This window comes from Stenotrophomonas sp. 21LCFQ19 (assembly GCF_056861425.1).
This window is the reverse complement of sequence record NZ_JBSPUF010000001.1, coordinates 106384-124394: the sequence shown is the minus strand read 5'-3', so window position 1 is coordinate 124394 and position 18011 is coordinate 106384. Positions and strand designations below refer to the sequence as shown.

At 63.9% G+C, this 18011-nt stretch carries 17 protein-coding genes; 7 read left to right on the top strand and 10 right to left on the bottom strand.

What is annotated here, in order from left to right; genetic code table 11:
- Positions 1–144: 144 nt before the first annotated feature.
- Positions 145–384, top strand: coding sequence for a hypothetical protein (locus AC13FW_RS00615; protein ID WP_482987834.1), 240 nt, complete (start codon positions 145–147; stop codon positions 382–384).
- Positions 385–402: 18 nt separating this feature from the next.
- Here AC13FW_RS00615 and AC13FW_RS00610 read toward each other — a convergent pair whose 3' ends face one another.
- Positions 403–858: a hypothetical protein gene (locus AC13FW_RS00610; RefSeq protein WP_482987833.1), complete on the bottom strand. Its 456-nt coding sequence runs from the start codon at positions 856–858 to the stop codon at positions 403–405.
- Positions 859–1032: 174 nt separating this feature from the next.
- Positions 1033–1653 (bottom strand): TetR/AcrR family transcriptional regulator, encoded by a 621-nt coding sequence (locus AC13FW_RS00605; protein WP_482987832.1) that lies wholly within the window; start codon positions 1651–1653, stop codon positions 1033–1035.
- A 149-nt stretch (positions 1654–1802) separates the two neighbouring features.
- On the opposite strand from AC13FW_RS00605, the gene AC13FW_RS00600 reads away from it, so the two are divergent.
- Entirely contained in the window at positions 1803–2648 is an 846-nt protein-coding gene (locus tag AC13FW_RS00600; RefSeq protein ID WP_482987831.1) for a universal stress protein, read from the top strand.
- A gap of 589 nt (positions 2649–3237) precedes the next feature.
- Entirely contained in the window at positions 3238–3669 is a 432-nt protein-coding gene (locus tag AC13FW_RS00595; RefSeq protein ID WP_481615143.1) for a CBS domain-containing protein, read from the top strand.
- Positions 3670–3795: 126 nt separating this feature from the next.
- Here the strand turns inward: AC13FW_RS00595 and AC13FW_RS00590 are convergent, their stop codons facing one another.
- The 5 genes from AC13FW_RS00590 to AC13FW_RS00570 form a co-directional block, all read right to left on the bottom strand.
- Positions 3796–5061 (bottom strand): glutamate carboxypeptidase, encoded by a 1266-nt coding sequence (locus AC13FW_RS00590; RefSeq protein ID WP_482987830.1) that lies wholly within the window; start codon positions 5059–5061, stop codon positions 3796–3798.
- Positions 5062–5223: 162 nt separating this feature from the next.
- Positions 5224–6816, bottom strand: coding sequence for an alkaline phosphatase D family protein (locus tag AC13FW_RS00585; protein ID WP_482987829.1), 1593 nt, complete (start codon positions 6814–6816; stop codon positions 5224–5226).
- Positions 6817–6827: 11 nt separating this feature from the next.
- The gene (locus AC13FW_RS00580; RefSeq protein WP_482987828.1) at positions 6828–9761 is read right to left on the bottom strand and encodes a TonB-dependent receptor; all 2934 of its coding nucleotides are present in this window, start codon (positions 9759–9761) and stop codon (positions 6828–6830) included.
- Positions 9762–9896: 135 nt separating this feature from the next.
- Positions 9897–10934, bottom strand: a complete 1038-nt coding sequence (locus AC13FW_RS00575; RefSeq protein ID WP_482987827.1) for a FecR family protein — start codon at positions 10932–10934, stop codon at positions 9897–9899.
- Entirely contained in the window at positions 10931–11446 is a 516-nt protein-coding gene (locus AC13FW_RS00570) for an RNA polymerase sigma factor (protein WP_481533769.1), read from the bottom strand. The genes AC13FW_RS00575 and AC13FW_RS00570 overlap by 4 nt, the downstream gene beginning before the upstream one ends.
- Positions 11447–11804: 358 nt before the next feature.
- Between AC13FW_RS00570 and AC13FW_RS00565 the strand changes: the two genes are divergently transcribed.
- Positions 11805–13340: a TerC family protein gene (locus AC13FW_RS00565; protein WP_282266399.1), complete on the top strand. Its 1536-nt coding sequence runs from the start codon at positions 11805–11807 to the stop codon at positions 13338–13340.
- A gap of 207 nt (positions 13341–13547) precedes the next feature.
- Entirely contained in the window at positions 13548–14033 is a 486-nt protein-coding gene (locus AC13FW_RS00560; RefSeq protein WP_482987826.1) for a TspO/MBR family protein, read from the top strand.
- A 39-nt stretch (positions 14034–14072) separates the two neighbouring features.
- Here the strand turns inward: AC13FW_RS00560 and AC13FW_RS00555 are convergent, their stop codons facing one another.
- Genes AC13FW_RS00555 through AC13FW_RS00545 form a run of 3 tightly spaced genes read right to left on the bottom strand, consistent with a single transcriptional unit; the run spans position 14073 to position 16071 of the window.
- Positions 14073–14759: a Rossmann-fold NAD(P)-binding domain-containing protein gene (locus AC13FW_RS00555; RefSeq protein WP_482987825.1), complete on the bottom strand. Its 687-nt coding sequence runs from the start codon at positions 14757–14759 to the stop codon at positions 14073–14075.
- Between the two features lie 17 nt (positions 14760–14776).
- Entirely contained in the window at positions 14777–15451 is a 675-nt protein-coding gene (locus AC13FW_RS00550; RefSeq protein ID WP_296252094.1) for a ChrR family anti-sigma-E factor, read from the bottom strand.
- The gene (locus AC13FW_RS00545; protein ID WP_481512910.1) at positions 15448–16071 is read right to left on the bottom strand and encodes a sigma-70 family RNA polymerase sigma factor; all 624 of its coding nucleotides are present in this window, start codon (positions 16069–16071) and stop codon (positions 15448–15450) included. The genes AC13FW_RS00550 and AC13FW_RS00545 overlap by 4 nt, the downstream gene beginning before the upstream one ends.
- 132 nt (positions 16072–16203) lie before the next feature.
- Here AC13FW_RS00545 and AC13FW_RS00540 point away from each other — a divergent pair, with 132 nt between their 5' ends.
- The gene (locus AC13FW_RS00540) at positions 16204–16971 is read left to right on the top strand and encodes a hypothetical protein (RefSeq protein ID WP_482987824.1); all 768 of its coding nucleotides are present in this window, start codon (positions 16204–16206) and stop codon (positions 16969–16971) included.
- 83 nt (positions 16972–17054) lie between these two features.
- Entirely contained in the window at positions 17055–18011 is a 957-nt protein-coding gene (locus tag AC13FW_RS00535; protein WP_482987823.1) for an acyl-CoA desaturase, read from the top strand.

The following is an 18011-nucleotide window of genomic DNA, read 5'->3' as shown; positions in this document are numbered from 1 at the left end:
CTTCATTGCAGATCGGTGACAATCATGCGGCTCACAAAACACTCAATCGCATGCACTGCCCTGGCCATGCTGTGCGTGTCATCGGCAGCTCCCTGGGCTGCATCAGCGCAAACCGGAGCGGCGCCAAGCTGCGTGGAGATAGAGGTGAACGGCGAGCACATCCGCGATTACGAGTGCTTCAACAGGCTGCTGAAGCCAGAGCCCGCCAGTCCTGCAGCAACTGCCCCGCAGCTTTCCTCCGAACAGCGCATCCGCCAGCCGCCTTCGGCGCTGGGGCTGGCCAATCGCGCGGCTACCCAACAGCGCATGGGCAGCGCATTCGGTGTTTCCACCCAACCGCAGCGGCCGCCACCGGGTCCACCACCGCCCCGTCCGGGCAATTGATCCAGTGCTGTCGCCAGCTCAGTGATGGGTCGGGGCATCCACTGCCGGTTGCAGTGATAGCCCAAGGTTCAAGGGCTGACGCATGTCGGCAGGCGGCGCTGACGGCAACGCTGCAGTGTTCAGGAGCCCGCGCAGATCGGCATCCACCGCAGCGTCGCCCAGCGATACAAAGCGGCTGTCGGTGATCCGACCGCTTTCATCTATCCACAATGACACCGTCAGTGTTGCCGTCGCTGCTTCGCCGCGCCCTGCAAGCCAGGCCTGCAAGCGCTCCACGCGCGGGTCGTCCGCGCGTGCCAATTGTTGCGCCAACCGCTCGCTGGTCTGGTTGGCATATGCCATCCAGTGCGCGGGTGCAGCATCAGCAGCGGCCGCGGAGCCTGCCACGGCCAGTCCACCCAACACTCCCCAGCGGCGCGCCTGCCGCCACCATTGGCGGACGCGCTGCGACCACCCTCCAGCATGTTCTGCCATCGCCACCACGCTACCTGCACCAAAGGAGAAGACAACCAACCGCGTAGCACAATGTACGCAGCAACCCCCGGTCCCCCGGACGGCAGCCACTATTACCGCAGCGCGTGACAGGACGATGGCGACCGCTTGTATCCCGGCGAACAACGCATCACGTTGCCGTAGCGAATTTGCGGGTCAGCCAGCATCTTCGAGCAGGCAGCGCACCAGCTTCTCGACCAGACGGCTTACCTGTTTTCGATCAACCTCCGCCCCCACCGCACCGCGCACCATCACGCCGTTGAAGATCGCCGAAATCATGTTCATCCGCAGCTCCACCTCTGCCGCGTCCATCCCCGCTGGCAGGCCGACCCGATTGGACAGCGCCATGAACTCGCCGGTCACCACCTTGTCCGATTGGCGCAGGATGCGGCGGATGGCCGGATTGCGTGCCGCCTCAGCCGCCAGCTCCAGTTGCAGTTCAAGGTAGGCCGGGTCCAGGCAGCGGTCCACCGAGTCACTCGCCTGCCGCGCGACGCGGGTTGCCAGGCTGCCACCGCTTTCGTCTTCCTGCAGCTTGCGGGCCAGCTCGGAGAGGTTCTGCTCCTCGCGCTTGGCGATGGCCTCGACGATGGCTTCCTTGTTCTCGAAGTAGTGGTAGATGTGCCCCGGGCTCATCCCGGCCGCCTTCGAGATCTTGGCAATGCTGGTGCCGTGGAAGCCATTGCGCCGGAAACAGGCGCTGGCCGCGTCCAGCACCTGCTGGCGGCGCGCCTCGCCCTTTTCCTGTCCCGTCGGAACACCGCTACTCGCATTCATGAAGTGAACCTGGAAGTGTCTGGATCGGATTGATGCATGACCGCGGGCATGCACTGTAGTACGATCATTCTAACTAGAACGATCATTCTAGTTTTGATCGGAAGCGCGGACGGCCCCCAGCCGCCGAGCCGAGCACAACGGAGCACACCATGACCACCCTGCTGAAAGACATTGCAGTGCTGTTCGACGCCAGCGAATCCGGTCAACAGATCCTGGATACGGCAAGCCGGCTTGCCGGCGGCCATGCCTCGCATCTGATCGGAATCACTGCACTGGCCCAGCAACCAGCGACCCTGCAGGCAGGTTTTGCCAAGGGTGAGGCACTGCATGAAGTGATCGTCCGCCACCAGTCGGTGATGGCCGCACGAGCACTTCAACTCGGACAGAACTTGAACGACGCCTTGAGTCGCCACGCCGTGAGTGGCGAGCTGCGGGTGATCTCGCATGCCGAATCCAGCAGCGAGTCCTCTCTCCACGCCCTGTACTGCGACCTGCTGGTGGTCAGCCACCCGAACATCCCGGCCTCACCACTGACCTGGTCCGCGCCGCAGATCCTGCAGCAATCCGGCATACCCATCCTGATCGTGCCGCGTGACTGGGCGGATAAACCCATCGGGAGGAAGGTACTGGTCGCATGGAACGGTAGCCGGCAATCACGCCGCGCCATTGCCGATGCTATGCCGATGCTCATCAAGGCCGAAGAAGTCACCTTGCTGATCATCGATGCCGAACGCAACGCCGAGTTGCACGGCGACGAACCAGGCGCCGACATGGCCGCCTATCTCGCCCGCCATCACGTGAGAGTTGATCTGCAGCGCGTCACCTCCGCAGGTGTTCCCATCGCCGAGGTGATCATTGCGCATGCACAGGACGCGCAGTGCGATATGGTGGTGTTTGGTGCGTATAGCCGCCCAAAACTCAGTGAAGCGCTGTTCGGCGGTGTGACCCGGACCCTGCTTGCGGAGGTTCCAGTCCCGCTGTTCGTTTCACAGTAGCTGCAACGATCACGTCACTGCGTAGAACAACCGCTGGGCGCACACGATCAAGCCGGTGCGTCAGGCCAAACCAATCTCCTGCTGACTCTCCTTCAGCGGGGATGCCTCCCGGTCTCTCCCCCGACCGTGGAGTCCTGCAGTCCCTTGGACTGCGCGAATGTCGCGATGACGTCCGCGCCGGGAGGCGGTAGAGCCCCGCCTCCCGGCTTTTTACGGATGACGATGGAAAAACGAAAGCGCATTCTGCGAGGGCGACACTTCATTCGCGACAGTATCCAAGCTGCGCCATGACATAAGTCCCGGCGACAGCTGGACACGTACGCGCAAACCGCGATTCAAGGCATGGGAGCGCATCGCGAGACGCACAAGAGAACAACGCCCGCACAGTGTCATACGTAACCTTTCTGCCTAAACGAACACGGAATGAATCAGCCGTAAATCCGCGACAAACCGTCTCAAATACGCAAATACATCGCGGCTTTTCCACTCGTAGAATCGAAGTGCCGAGGACATCGCGGCAGTACCGCTACCACCACACAGGTAGCGAGGCGAACTATCCCGTTTGAGTAACCTGCAACAGGAAACATCAATGAACGTCCGCGAACTCCTGCAGTCCAAGAAACAGACCGTAGTCACCATCGATGTGGAAGACACCATCGGCGCCGCCGCGCACAAGATGAGCGCAAACAAGATCGCCGCGCTGGTGGTGATGAAAGACGACGCACCGGTAAACATCATTTCCGAGAAAGACATCGTGCGCACCCTGGCCGATGATGGCCCACAGGCAGGACGCCGTGTGATCTCCACCCTTCCCTCCACCGGATTGGAAGGTATCGCACCCGAGGCAAGCCTCAAGCAGGCCATGGCATTGATGACCTACTCGCGCCACCGCCACCTGATGGTGACCGAAGGTTCGAAGCTGGTCGGCATCCTCAGCCTTGGCGATATCGTCAAGAACCTGCTCAGTGAGCTGGAGCTTGAGAAAGCCGTGCTGCAGGACATCTACACTGCCGCGCACTGAACCCCCTGTGTTCGAGCTGAGCCTGTGAGAGCAAACCGGGGTCAGAGTGGGGTTTCGTGTCGAAACCCCACTCTGACCCCGGTTTGCCGGTTTGCTCTGCATAAGGCCAACTGACGCGCCGAGAACTCAGTTCGGCGCGCGCTTGGCAAGCTCGATCAACATCCGCGATGCCAGGTACAGGCGTGGCGGGATCGAGTCGATCTCGATGAATTCATTGCGTGCGTGATACCCCCAGCCTGCGAGTCCAAGGCCTTCCAGCACCGCGGCATGACCGGAGCGGCCGGCAAACCCTGCGTCGGTGCCGCCGTTGGTGGTGGGATGCATCAGCAGCTTGCGCCCGTCCAGTTCGGCATAGATCTCCTGCGCCAGGTCCGCCAACGCTCGACCACGCTCACCGGCAACGTAGATCGGGCGCAGCGGCTCCAGCGTCACCGTGGTGGTGGTATCCGGCACCACGTGGCTCTCCTTGACCTTGGCCTGCAGCGCCGCCAGCAGATTGGCATTGCTGTCGGCCTGCATCACCCGCGCATCGCCGCCGACTTCGGCGCGTTCCGGAATCTGGTTGCGCGCCGTGCCGGCATTGGCCGTCGTCCAGTTGAGCTGCGCACCCGGCACCCCGACGGCCACATCCTTGGTCTGGATGATCTGGTGGGCCAGTTCGACGAGTGCGTTGCGGCCCTGTTCCGGCGCCGCACCTGCGTGTGCGGACAGGCCCTGCACCGTCATCCGCACCTGCGAAGTGCCGGCAGCACTGAGCAGCACGCCTTCGCTTTCGATCACTGCCTTGGCCGCCGATGGCTCGAAGGACAGCACCACGTCGTGCTCGTCGGCCAGCTTGGCAATGCTTTCACCTGAGCCCGGCGAGCCGATCTCTTCGTCCGGATTGAACAACACGGTGACCGTCGCGTAATCGTTCCACCCGCGCGCCTTGAGCAAGGCCAGCGAATGCAGGATCACCGCGATGCCACCCTTGTCATCGGCAATACCCGGGCCGTACAACAGGTTGCCTTTCTGGTGGAACGGTTCCTTCTCGAGGATGCCGCGGTCGTAGACGGTATCGGCGTGGGCGATCAACATCACCTTCAACTTGCCAGTGCCGTTGAAGGTGCCGCGTACCAGATCCGGGCCGCCGGTTGCCGACGGAACCCGCTCCACCTTCGCATCCAGCGACTGCAGCCGCTTGTCGAGATAGGCCATCACCTTGCCGACCCCCTCATGATCCGTAGAACCGGATTCCATCAGCACCAGTTCGCGCAGTGTCTCGATCACTGCTGGCTGCTGGGCCGTCGCCGCTGCCCGCAACTGCGCATCGAGCTGTGCCGCCTGCGCCTGCGCTGCGAAAGAACCTGCAGCCAGTAATCCGCTGAAAATCGCCGTGCGTGAAATTCTCATGGCCTGCTCCTGTGGTCGCCGCCGTAGCCTATCAGCGACACGGTGACGATAGGGAGTCCTGGCGCACAGGAACGGACCACCCGCTGGAACCACGGCTTCCCACATCACGCCCGCATTGCTGGCAGCGAGATGATCCGTGAGTTTCAGCGGATGACGGTGCTCTCAGGCCTCCTGCAAGCCCGGCCGACCATGCGCCACCGCATAGCGCTTCCAGCTCTCCAGCTTGCCGCCGGGCTGCATGACCTGGTCGAGCGTCTTCATGTCGCCCACCCAGGCGTCGCGGGTCACGTCGCACAGCACATAGCCGCGTTTGTCGGTGGTGGCCTTCAGGTGCGGGCTGTGCTGCAGCGTACTGCGCGCCATCGCATCGACGCCCTGGCCATCGGCGCCGGAGCTGATCGACGTGGCCAGGAATTCGCTGGAGATCACCCCGGAATCGGCGTTGTCCTGCACCAGGTCACTGGCGTAGTGCCGGTGCGCGTCCCCACATGCGGTAACCACATTGTTGAAGCCCAGCGTCTGGATATGGCCGAGCAGCCGCCGGCGGCTGTCCAGGTAGCCGGACCATTGGTCATCCGATGACACCACCTGTCCATCCTTCTCGCGCGCGTAATTGCCCAGCGAAACCTGGTGGGCGATGGTATGCCAACGTGGCGCCGCATCCGCCAGCCCATCGAACAACCAGCGCTCCTGCTGCGCACCGACGATGCTGCGTGCCGGCGACTCGACCTGCTCGCGCGCAGCCATGTCCACCTGCTTGCTGCGGTATTGGCGGGTATCAAGCAGGTGCAGGTCCATCAGGTTGCCGTAGCGCGCACGCCGATACAGCTGCATATGCCCGTTGACCGGAAATGTAGAACGGCGCAGCGGCATGTTCTCGTAGTACGCCTGGAACGCCTGTGCGCGCCGCAGCAGGAACACTTCGCTCGGGGTTCCATCCTGGTCCTCCGCGCCCGCCCAGTTGTTGTCCACCTCGTGGTCGTCGAAGGTCACGAACCACGGTGCGGCGGCGTGCGCGGCCTGCAGGTCGGCATCACTCTTGTACTGCGCATAGCGCCGCCGATAGTCATCCAGCGTGTAGATCTGCGGCCCAACGTGGTTGCGCAGGTTGGTGAAAGGCTGACCATTCATCCGCCGCACGCCAGGCTGGCTCTCACCCTCGTAGATGTAGTCGCCATAGTGGAAGACGAAATCCAGCGGCTCCTCGGCGATGCAGCGCCAGCCGGTGAAATGCCCTTCCTCGAAGTGCTGGCAACCGGCTACCGCGAAGCGGACCCTGTCCACCTGCGCCGCTGCCGCAGGCAGGGTGCAGGTGCGGCCTACCGCGCTTTCATGGCCGCCAACAGTGAAGCGGTACCAATACGGTCGACCAGGCTCCAACCCTTGCAGCTCCACATGCAAGGCATGACCGAGCTCGGGATGCGCAAGTGCCGAGCCCTGCCGCAACACGCGACGGAAGCCATTATCGGCAGCGAGCTGCCATTGCACGGGGATCGGCCGCGGCGTGATGCCACCGCCGAATACCAAGGGTTCGGTCGCCAGCCGCGTCCACAACACCATGCCATCCGGGCTGGGGTCGCCGGACGCCACCCCGAGCGTGAACGGCGTGCTGGCAAAGCGCGGCGATGCCAGCAGGTTGCGCGGATTCAGCGCGCTGGCGTCGGCCCGTGCGGCCAGCGATGCGGTGCCCATCCACGCACCAAACGCCGACAGGCCTGACAGCGCGAGGAAACGCCTGCGATTGAAGTTGTCCACGGGCCGCGTCCTCAGTTGTAGATGATGTGGAAGTAATAGAAGCGGCCGTAGTCATCGATCTCGGTACGGAAGCGCCCGTTCGGACCGGTGCTGTAGGTCGGCTGCATGTTGAACAGGTTCTTGGCCTCGTACTTCAGCGTGACGTGCTTGCTGATCTTGTGGCTGAAAGCCAGGTTGAAGGTCATGTACGGGTCGTAGTAGGAATCGAGCCATTCGGTATCACCGAAGTCGACCAGCATGCGGCTGCGGTAGTTGCCGGAAACCCGCAGCTGGGCGCTGTTCCACGGCATGCGCCAGATCGCCGAGCCATTGAGCGACCAGTCCGGTTGGTACAACAGGCGATCAAGGCGCCGCGATGTACCGTCACTGATCCTGTAGTTGGTCTGACCGTCCAGGCCGGTGGCATTGAAGAACATGTCGAAGCGGTGACGCCCCCAACGCAGGTTGCGGTTGGCGATGGCGAACTCGACGCCACGCAGCCGCGACTCGTCGGTGTTCATCGGCTGGGTAACCCTGTAGGTGGTGTCGCCAACGTTCTCGAAGGTGGTCAAGGTATAGATGTCGTCCTTGATCACCTTGTCGAACAGGGCAACCGAAACGATGCCGTTGTTGCCGTTGAAGTACTTCTCCCAGGCCAGGTCCAGATTCGTCGAGCGGCGCGGATCGAGCCCGGCATTGCCCTGCTTGATCGTGCAATAGCCCCGGCCATCGTCATCGTCCGCACAGCTGCTGTTGGTGGCCTGGGCGATGTTGCTTGGGGTCGGGCGGCCCAGTGTGCGGCTCGCCGAGAAACGCAGGCGCTGGTTCTCGCTGAGCTTGAAACTGGCGTTCAGCGAAGGCAGCAGGTCGCTGTAGCCGCCGCTGGTCTTCAGGAAATCGGCGGTATAGGTGCTGCCGCCGTTGTTGCTATACGGGCTGAACGCATCGAAGCGGGTGTGGTCGTAGCGCAGGCCGCCGATCAGCAGCAGCCGATCCCATGCATAGTGGGTGGACACATAGGCATTGGCGATGTCCTCGACGTACTTGTAGTCGCTGGTGAAGTTCGCGTTCGGATAGGCCGCGTTGTTGTTGCCCAGCGTCGGCAGCAGCTCTTCGGTGACCTTGCTGTTGTCGATCAGCGGAAAGCCCGGCACCGAGCCGAGCAGCGTCGAACCCGGATACAGGTAGTCATTCAAGGTCGCGCTGGTCTTGTAGTAGTTGAAATCGATGTCCTGCCAGATGTTGAGGTGGCGGTACTCGGCACCTGCGGCAAGCCCGAAGCCGCGCGCATCGGCATCGATGTTGTGGCTGAAATCCAGGCGCAGGTTGTCGATGGTCTCCTTCGCGTCGCGTGGCGAGATATAGGCCTGGGCTGGATTGAGCTTGAAGCTGGAACTGGTCAGCAGGCTCGGGTCGGACACACCCACGGCGTTCGGAAAGCCGTGCTTGTCATTGGCGTAGTCCACGAACAGATTGCTCGGGTAGGCGCGCACGCCCCAATAGACCTGGGTATTGTCAAAGGTCTCCTCGGTGTGGCCGCCGCGCAGGGTCAGCCTGGTCAGCGCACCGATGTCCCAGTTGAAGTTGGCGATCGCGCCGCGGTTGTTGCGGTCCCAGCGATCGTGGCGATTCTTGATGTAGATGCTGTTGATCTGGGTGGTGCCGCCATCGGCGGTCTGATCACGTATCGCGAACTTCGCGTTGGAATACAGATCGGTCTTGTTCATCGTCGAGTTCTCGTAGAAACGGTACGAGTACAGCAACAACGACGCGTAGAAGGGATCGTCGCTTGGCTTCCATTCCAGCTTGGCCGAGCCACCGAAGTTGGTGATGAAGTTGGTATAGGTGCCGGTACTGAAGTTGCCCGGTGCACGCAGGCCGTTCCAACCTGCCGCCTCGGTGGGCGCGGTGGTGCCATCGGTCAGGTACTTGCCCGCGTCGTTGAAGTAGTAGTTGGACTCGACCCAGCGCTTGATGCTGTTGCGCGAACGCTGCTCATAGCGGGCCACCGCGACGATGCCGAACTGCTGGTCAGCGCCGAACTGGTTGGAGAACACCATCTTGGCGCTCTTGCCAAAGTGCCCAAGTGTCTTGTGGTCACCGCCGGCACTGCGGCCGACATCGGTCTCGGCGGTTGAGTAGATACCCGCCACGTCGGCGAATACATACTGCCCGGAGCGATCAAACGCGCTGCGGCTGATGATGTCGATCACGCCACCAATGGCATCCGGTGCCTGCTCGGCACTGAAGCTCTTGTAGATATCGGTGCGGGTACCGATGTCGCTGGGAATCAGCTGCAGGTTGTTCATCCGCTCGCCGGAGCCGCTGCCGCCTACGCTGGCAATGGCGATGCCATCGATGGTGGTGTAGTTGAGGTTGGCCTGCACGCCACGCACAGTGACGTAACGCGGCTCACCGGCGTCCTCCACCGCGCTCAGGCCCGGCGCGGCCATCAGGCTCTCGGCCAGGGTCTCGTCGCCATAACTGTCCATCTCGTCATAGATCACCGAATCCTTGATCACCGGCGACTGCTTCTTCTGGTCGATGACCTCATGTGCGGCAATCACCGTCACCGTCCCCAGGGTAGGCGCGGCGGCCGCCTCTGCGGCACGTGGCACCGCTGGCGCGGGTTGCGCAGCGGCTGGCTTGGCGGGCGCTGGATCGATGGCGATGACGTTGCCGTCCACCACGCTGTAGCTCAACCCGCTGCCAGCCAGCAGCACCTCCAGCGCCTGTTTGACGGTGGCGCCGCTCGGCACCGCCGCTGCCATGCGCGGCGCGCCGGTGGGCGAGTAGAGGAACTGCACGCCGGCACTGCGTGACAACTGCTCCAACGCATGACCCAGCGATTGCGCCGGGATCGCGGTCGTCACTTTCGCGTCCAGTCCATCCGTGGCAGCGAGTGCCGGCACGGCAATGCAGGGGGATAGTGCAAGTACGACCGACAGGTAGAGCTTCTTCCGCATCACGGTTCCTAGGGAGGGAGATTGCATGTGCCGCGTCGGCAGGTGACGTCGGCTTCCCCTAGTAAGAGCGGTGCTGCGGCGAAGTGGAGAACGCTGATTCGATGAATTTTTTCTTACAGGCCCAACGCGCTGCCTTCAGCGGCTATGGACATGCACGGTGTCACCACGGCGCTGCACCTTGAAGCGCGGGTCGCGGGCAAGGAATGCCTGCAGCGCCACGATACGGTCCGCATCCAGGCTGCCGGACAGGCGCATGGCCGCTGCTGTGTCGTCCTCGATCACGACCTGCACCCGGTTATGGCGATTGAATGCTGCCGCAACCTCATCCAGACGTTCGTCCAGGAAGGAGACCTTGCGATGCTGCCAATCCAGCAGCATCGATGCAGGCATGTCCAAGGGCTGCACCGCACCGGTATCGTTGTCCACCAGCACCACGCGGCCCGCGACCAGCCGGGCAAGACGCTGCTGATCCGAGTCACCCCGCCAGACCTCGACTTCGCCGGAAACCACGCCGATGCGGGTGTTCTGCAGCCGTCGCGACACATCGAACACGGTGCCGATATCGCGCACCCGCAGCTCGCCCACCTGCACCTCGAATGCGCGTCGGTCCGGTGCCACATCGAAACTGGCTTCACCGCGCAGCAGTTCCACCCGTCTATCCAGCCAGCCCATGCGCACACGGATGGCGCTGTCCGCGTTCAACCGCACCTGGGTGCGATCTGCCAGCACCAGTTCGCGCAGTTCACCGTGGCCTGCCGCCAACACCTGCTCCTGCGGCCATAGCCGTGACAACGACGCCCCCAGCACCAGCACCAGGCAGGCAGCCGCGGCCAAGGCAGCCCAGCGGCGCCGTCCGCGCCGCGCTGGAACCGCGTTGCTGGCGGCGTTTCTGGCAAACAAGGGCACCACCTTGGCCGTCGGTCGACGTGCGCCCGCCTCCATCAGCATGCCTTCGAGCAGGTCGGACGATGCTGCCGGCATCGCCTCGCCTACCTGCCGGTGCAGATCGAGCGCACGCAGATAGGCACGCACATGCTCCGGTGAACGCCGCAGCCAGGCCAGGAATGCGCGCCGCTGTACGTCGCTCAGCGCCCCGTCGCGGTTGATCAGGAACCACTGCACGCCCTGCTCGGCAACACTTCCATCCATGCAATCGGTGGTATTCGAGTTCATGCACCCTCCCTGGTGCCAAGCGCCTGCCGGCAGGCTTCCAGCCCCTTGCCTATATGCTTGCGCACCATGTGCACGGACACATCAAGCTGCGCGCTGATCTGCAGGCATTCCACGCCTTCGCGATAATGCAGCTCCATCACCCGGCGGGTGGTGGCAGGCAAGCGCGCGATAGCGCCGCGGATATCACTCCAACGCTGCACCTGCTCGAACTCGCCCTCGATGTCTTCCTCGCTCTTCAGCACCTCGGCAAGCAGATCGACATCGTCCAGCGGTGGACGCGCGGATTGCGTGCGCGCGTGCTCGCGGGCAAGGTTGGCGGCGACCGCAAAGAGATAGCCCTCCGGATTGGCGATGGCCTCGGCATCGTCGTCACTGCGACGCAGCAGCCGCAGGTAGACCTCCTGCGCCAGATCCTCGGCATCATCGGCGTGGGAGCCACGGCGCAGGAAGAATCCCCGCAGCAAGCGTCGGCGCAGCTCATAGCCCTGCTCCCAGATCCTGGCGCTTTTCACGACAACCCAAGGTCCCGCCGCCGATAAAGCGGCAGATGGTGGCGCGCGGAGATGACAGCAGCATTTCATCGCCTGGCAATGGCAATGGCAGCGTTCAAGCCGCGATGCATGGATTCCCGGTGGCAGAAAGCCTGTGATTGCATGCCAGAGGGGAGGTTTCCCGGCCGAGCCTGCGGTGCCATACCGCTCAGTCCGCAGTCGCCACGCTTCACCAACTCCGCGCGCGCGGCCACATCGGCGGGATGCAACAACGACTCCATGAACAGGAAAGTGAACAAAAACAGCGGCTTCGCCCAAAAAAGGAAGCAAGCTGTTCGCGCGTGCGATGATCGGGGTTCCTCCGCTACCCCAACACTGCATGGAATGGTTATCCGACCCAACAATCTGGATGGGTCTTTCTACACTTGTCGTTCTCGAAATCATCCTCGGCATCGACAACCTCGTCTTCATCGCGATCCTTGCGGACAAGCTTCCTCCCCACCAGCGTGACAAGGCCCGCCTCATCGGCTTGAGCCTGGCGCTGTTGATGCGACTGGGCCTGCTGGCCACGCTGTCCTGGATCATGCGGCTCACCACGCCGCTGTTCTCCGTATTCGACCACGCGTTCTCCGGCCGCGACCTGATCCTGCTGGTCGGCGGCCTGTTCCTGTTGTTCAAGGCGACGATGGAACTGCACGAGCGGCTTGAAGGGCGATCGCATGAAGCCGGCGACAACAAGGTGTACGCCAGCTTCGGCCTGGTGGTGACGCAGATCGTCATCCTCGATGCGGTGTTCTCGCTGGACTCGGTGATCACCGCGGTCGGCATGGTCGACAACCTCGGCGTGATGTTCGCCGCGGTGACCATCGCGATGGCCGTGATGATGCTGGCCAGCAAACCGCTGACCAGTTTCGTCAACCGTCATCCGACGGTGGTGATCCTGTGCCTTGGCTTCCTGTTGATGATCGGCTTCAGCCTGGTGGCCGAAGGCCTGGGCTTCAAGATTCCCAAGGGCTATCTGTACGCAGCCATCGCCTTCTCGATCCTGATCGAGGGCTTCAACCAGTGGACGCAGTTCAACCGCGAAAAGCACGCACAGAATCTGTCCTTCCGGCAGCGCACCTCCAACGCGGTGCTCAAGCTGCTGGGCTCACGCCCGACGCAGGCCGTTGCCGGTGAGAGCCACGAGCCAGCGGATCAGCTGCCATCTGGTCTTGCCGCATCCGAGCATGACATGATCCGCGGCGTGCTGGCCCTGGCCGACCGCTCGGTCGCAAGCGTGATGACGGTGCGTGCCGATATCCAATGGATCGATCTGGGCAAGGGCCCGGAGCACACCACCGCGCAGCTGATGGCCTCGCCGCATACCCGCCTGCTGGTGGCCGATGGCGAGCTGGATAACCTGCAAGGCGTAGTGCAGAGCCGCGACCTGCTGGCGGGCGTGCTCGCCGGCAAGCCCTTGGTGTTGGCCGACTACCTGCGCGAGCCGCTGACCCTGCCGGAAGGCGCGACCGCGCTGCGGGCGCTGGAGCGGATCAAGCAGCATCCAATTCCATTGGCGGTGGTGGTCGACGAATACGGCAGCGTGCAGGGCCTGGTCACCGCCAACGATCTGCTGGCGGCGATTGCAGGCGATCTTGCCGATACCCGCGACGCCGACTTCGGCGCCGAACAGGTGGACGGCAGCTGGATCGTCGACGCGTCCATGTCGATCGAAGACGTGGAGCGCATCACCGGCATCACGCTGGAACGAAGCCCGATGTATGTCAGCCTGTCCGGCTTGTTCCTGCATGCGCTGGAGCGGCTGCCGGTGGCTGGCGATACCGTTGAGTCGACTGGCTGGCGCCTGCAGGTGATTGACCTGGAAGGCAGGAGAATCGGCAAGACGCGGATCTCCGCGATCGACAAGCAGTAACCACTGCCGGGGCGCCACGGCTGCCACATGCAGCCGTGCGCGTCCTGAAAACCGTCCCGATTCAGGCCAGGATGCAAGGCAGGCGGATCAGCCTGCCACGGTGATCCAGGCACCGATCAGCATCCTTGGCTGTCGTCACTGCATCCAAACCCTGCACTGTTACGTACAAGCGACATCTGATCACGCCGGAAAGGACGAGCAAGCGCCATGCAGATACCTAGACAGCTCCTTGGCTTCTCTGGCTGGTTCCTGGTCACCTTCCTCGCCGCAGCGCTCGGTGCGCGGGCCTCCATCTCCGCCGCCAGCTTCTACGCCGACCTTGTACTACCCGCATGGGCGCCACCGGCGAGCCTGTTCGGGCCGGTGTGGACCGCCTTGTATGCGCTGATGGCGCTGGCGGCATTCCTTGTCTGGCGAGAGCGCGGCTGGCGTGCGGCGACACCGGCCCTGACGCTGTACCTGCTGCAGCTCGGCCTCAACACGCTGTGGAGCTGGCTGTTCTTCGGCTGGAAGCAGGGTGCGCTGGCCTTTGCCGACATCCTGTTACTACTGGTGTTGATCGTCGCCACGCTGATTGCGTTCTGGCGTATCCACAAGGTCGCGGCCTGCATGTTGCTGCCCTATCTTGCGTGGGTGGGCTTTGCCAGCGTGCTCAACTACGCGGTCTGGCAGGCAAATCCCGGGCTGCTGTAAACGGCAAAGCCCGTGCGTCGGCGTGCTGCCGCAGCAGGCCTAGGCTGCGTCGGCATCCCCGAGCTGATTGATCTGCGAGCATTCCACCTCGGCGGGTGGATCACGCATGCGCGCCAACGCGATCATCGCGCGACCGAGAACCAGGTTGCTGGTGAACACCGACGGCAGGGCAGCTGTTGCCAGCTGCATCATTGGTCCACCAACCACATACAGCGGCTTCAACAGCGCATGCCGGCTGCCGGTGCCAGCGACCGGCCGTACGCCACCCGGCCGCAGCATCACCGTACGTCCCGTCAGCCGGGCCAGTGCCAGCTCCGTTTCGCCCTTGATGCGCAGCGGCATCAAGTGGCTTTCTGGATTGGCGTGCGCACCCGATACATACAGGAACATTCCTTGTGGATTGGCTGCGAACCAGGTCTGCGCAACAGCCAGTGTGGTGTCCAGCGTGACCCGCCGGTACGCGTCTTCCGCTGTGCCCAAGGGCGGGGCGCCGGCGCAATAGAAGCAGGCATCGAAGCCCACCAGGTCAGCCTGGCGACGATGGGCCTGCAGGAAATCCTCCAGCACCAACTCCTCGGTTGCCGTGACCAGGCCGCCGGCGTGTCGCACCAACGCGACCGTGCGCCTTACATGCACGGAGCCCGCGCAGGCCAACGCGACGCCTTGACCAACCAGCCCACTGGCTCCGGTCAACACGATCTTCAGGCGCCCGCCATCGTTCACCATTGGCCCCTCCGTACGAGCTAGAGTTTGACGAAGCGCTGCACCTTGCGTGCCAGCCAGCCACTGAATACCAGCGGTGCATCCAGTGCCGAAACACAGATGCACGGCACACCCGGCGCGGTCACCGGCTGGTGTTCCACCTCGGCATCCAGGTCCGCCACATCGCCGGGAGCGAACAGCCCCAGCGCGTCGTTGTACGAACCACGCAAGACCTGGGTGAGTTCACTGCGGCCATGGCTGTGCATGGGCAGGCATTTGCCCGGCGCGATCTTCAACATGATCAGCGACGGCATCTGCCGTGCACGGATGCAATGCACACCCGGCGCCATCCAACGCCAACGCAAGCTGGCCAGTGAGTCACCGAAGTAAGGATGCAGTGACGCCGGCAAGTACTCCGGGTCGGCCTGCGGCCGCTCCGGTGGTGCCGACCGCGCCGGTGGCGGCATCGCTACCGTGCCCGCGTCCATCAGCCGCGCCAGCATGGCGGCGCGCAGCGTTTCGCGCCGCGTATCGTCGAGCACCGGCTGGGTCTGTTCCAGCAATGCCGAGCCGACCGCCTCGGCATCACGCAGACGCTGACGGCAGTGCGGGCACTGCTCAAGGTGGGTACCGGCAACAATGCTCAACGGCGCCTGCAGTGCGCCGGCGGCGTAACTCATCAAGGTGGATTCATGCAGGTGGTGGTGCGGGTTCATGACGCCCCCCCGACCTTCGACTGCAGCAACAGGAAGGCCCGCCGCAGATGTGATTTGACCGTACCCAAGGGCATTCCCAACGCCTGCGCGATCTCGCCGTGGCTCTTTGCTTCGAAGTAGGACATCCGCACCAGCCGCGCCTGCACCGCCGACAACTCGTTGATGCGCTGGCGCAACCTCGCATGATCGGCGAACTGTTCGGCGCTGCTGCGATCAAGCACATCGGCCGTGGCCGCGTTCTCCACCGCCGCCTGCACCAGCGTCCAACTGCGCTCGTGGCGGACACGATCGATGTGCAGGTTGCGCGCGATGCGGTACAGCCAGGTACTCAGCGCGCCCTGTGCCGGATCGAACTCCGCGGCCCGCAGCCACAAGCGCAGCAGGCATTCCTGCGCCAGCTCCTCGGCTACCGCCTCCGGGGCACCCAGGCCGCGCAGGTAGACGCACAGGCGCGGCATGAAGTGGTCGTAGATGCGCATGAAGCAGTCGCGATCACGCAGCCGCGCCACACCGTCCATGTCACCGGCCCAGTTCATTGGCTCTTTGCTCAGCTGCTGTGAACTGGACACGATCCGGGCGGTGTCTAAGGGGGAAGGGAGGTTGCGGGGATCAGGGTACATCTGCGTGGGCAGGGCTGCAGTGAATGTGTTGTCCTTCCTACGCGCGGTGGCGGCGTTTGGATGCACCGCCGTGCCTGCATCCAGCGGCTGGCCTCGCCCGTAGGCAGGGAGAGCTCATTCCGGGATGCCCCCATGCGCATGGTCTGCTTATTGTTGTTCCTGCCCTGCATGGCGTCGGCAGCGCCGTTGCTGCGCGGTGAAGGCGTTGCCACGACCCGCGACGGGGCAGTGGCCTACCGCGAAGTACATTGGCAACGCGGCGCCGGGGACGCAGCCGAGCGCTGGGTGCACTACCTGTGCCCCAACGGCCAGCCCTTCGCGCGCAAGCACATGCAGGTCAACGGTTCCGCCCAGGCCCCCAGCTACCGCTGGGAGGATCGCCGTAGTGGCCAGGCCGCCAGCGTTGCAGCGACGGCAGGCGTCGTACAACTGAACTGGAAAGAGGACGCGGCGGCGAAAACGCGGGCGCAGCGGCTTCCGCTTCCGGCCGATGCGGTGATCGACGCCGGGTTCGACGCCGCCGTGCGCGCGCACTGGCAGCAATTGATGCAGGGCGAGCGGCTCAGCCTGCAGTTCCTGGTCCCCAGCCGCCAGCGCTACTACCCGGTGCAGGTGCAGCGTGTCGGCGCCGTCCGCTGGCAGGGGCTGGATGCCCAGTCCATCCAGGTGCAGCTGGATGCCTGGTACGGGGTGGTCGCGCCGCGTCTGGCGCTGGTCTATGCCGACGCTGATCGGCGGCTGCTGGAATTCCACGGCACCAGCAACCTGCGCGATGCCCGCGGTGACTACCCGGTGGTGACGGTGCGCTTCGCACAGAAGGCAGTGGAGCGTCCGCAGGCGCAATGGCAGGCCGAGCTGCAGCAGGCGCTGGTGCCGCGCTGTGCCGCCACGCGTGGCTGATCCTGATGAAATCTTCATTACGCTGCATCCAATCACCGCCGCGCGCCGTAGAGAAGGGTAGGAAACCTCTCGAGATACGCGCCATGGCATCCGCAGCGCCCCTTCCCCGCCGCCGTGTGGCCCTGCTGCGTACGATCCAGCGCTGGTTCGACACCGCCGGTAGCGCTGATGTCGTTGGCGAGACGCAGGCGGGCGATCGCATCGATTGGATGCGCGCCCTGCCCTTCGCGCTGCTGCACATCGGCTGCCTGGGGGTGATCTGGGTGGGTGTGTCGTCGACGGCGGCTGGCATCGCGCTGGCCCTGTATGCCGTGCGGATGTTCGCGATCACCGCGTTCTATCACCGCTATTTTTCCCATCGCACCTTCCAGACATCGCGCGCGGTGCAGTTCCTGTTCGCCTTTGTCGGCGCCTCCAGCGTGCAGCGCGGGCCGCTGTGGTGGGCGGCGCATCACCGGCATCACCATCGCCACGCCGACCAGCCGCTGGACCCACATTCTCCGCAGCAGAAAGGCTTCTGGCGCAGCCATGTCGGTTGGTTCCTGACCCGCGAAGCCTTCGCCACCGACCTGCAGCGCGTGCCGGATCTGGCCCGCTTCCCGGAGCTGCGCTGGCTGGACCGCTTCGACACCGTGGTTCCGCTGCTGCTCGCCGCCACCCTGTACGCACTGGGCGCGGCGCTTGAACGCTGGGCACCGGCCCTGCAGACCTCCGGCATGCAATTGCTGGTCTGGGGATTCTTCATCTCCACCGTGGTCTTGTTCCACGCCACCGTCACCATCAATTCACTGGCCCACCGCTTCGGTCGCCGTCGCTTCGACACCCGCGATGACAGCCGCAACAATTTCTGGCTGGCGCTGCTCACCTTCGGTGAGGGCTGGCACAACAACCACCATTTCTTCCCCGGCACGGTGCGCCAGGGATTCCGCTGGTGGGAGATCGACCTGACCTGGTATGGCCTGCGGTTGATGGCGATGCTGGGCCTGGTCAAGGAGCTCAAGCCAATCCCGGCCTGGGTGCTGGCCAAGGCGAGGAACTGA

Bases quoted from the DNA above. Each gene is read 5' to 3' on its own strand.
- AC13FW_RS00550 (WP_296252094.1), bottom strand. From the start codon at position 15,451: ATGAACCCGCACCACCACCTGCATGAATCCACCTTGATGAGTTACGCC.
- AC13FW_RS00575 (WP_482987827.1), bottom strand. From the start codon at position 10,934: ATGAACTCGAATACCACCGATTGCATGGATGGAAGTGTTGCCGAGCAG.
- AC13FW_RS00610 (WP_482987833.1), bottom strand. From the start codon at position 858: ATGGCAGAACATGCTGGAGGGTGGTCGCAGCGCGTCCGCCAATGGTGG.
- AC13FW_RS00545 (WP_481512910.1), bottom strand. From the start codon at position 16,071: ATGTACCCTGATCCCCGCAACCTCCCTTCCCCCTTAGACACCGCCCGG.
- AC13FW_RS00535 (WP_482987823.1), top strand. From the start codon at position 17,055: ATGGCATCCGCAGCGCCCCTTCCCCGCCGCCGTGTGGCCCTGCTGCGT.
- AC13FW_RS00555 (WP_482987825.1), bottom strand. From the start codon at position 14,759: ATGGTGAACGATGGCGGGCGCCTGAAGATCGTGTTGACCGGAGCCAGT.
- AC13FW_RS00565 (WP_282266399.1), top strand. From the start codon at position 11,805: ATGGAATGGTTATCCGACCCAACAATCTGGATGGGTCTTTCTACACTT.
- AC13FW_RS00560 (WP_482987826.1), top strand. From the start codon at position 13,548: ATGCAGATACCTAGACAGCTCCTTGGCTTCTCTGGCTGGTTCCTGGTC.
- AC13FW_RS00600 (WP_482987831.1), top strand. From the start codon at position 1,803: ATGACCACCCTGCTGAAAGACATTGCAGTGCTGTTCGACGCCAGCGAA.
- AC13FW_RS00595 (WP_481615143.1), top strand. From the start codon at position 3,238: ATGAACGTCCGCGAACTCCTGCAGTCCAAGAAACAGACCGTAGTCACC.
- AC13FW_RS00580 (WP_482987828.1), bottom strand. From the start codon at position 9,761: ATGCGGAAGAAGCTCTACCTGTCGGTCGTACTTGCACTATCCCCCTGC.
- AC13FW_RS00540 (WP_482987824.1), top strand. From the start codon at position 16,204: ATGCGCATGGTCTGCTTATTGTTGTTCCTGCCCTGCATGGCGTCGGCA.
- AC13FW_RS00605 (WP_482987832.1), bottom strand. From the start codon at position 1,653: ATGAATGCGAGTAGCGGTGTTCCGACGGGACAGGAAAAGGGCGAGGCG.
- AC13FW_RS00590 (WP_482987830.1), bottom strand. From the start codon at position 5,061: ATGAGAATTTCACGCACGGCGATTTTCAGCGGATTACTGGCTGCAGGT.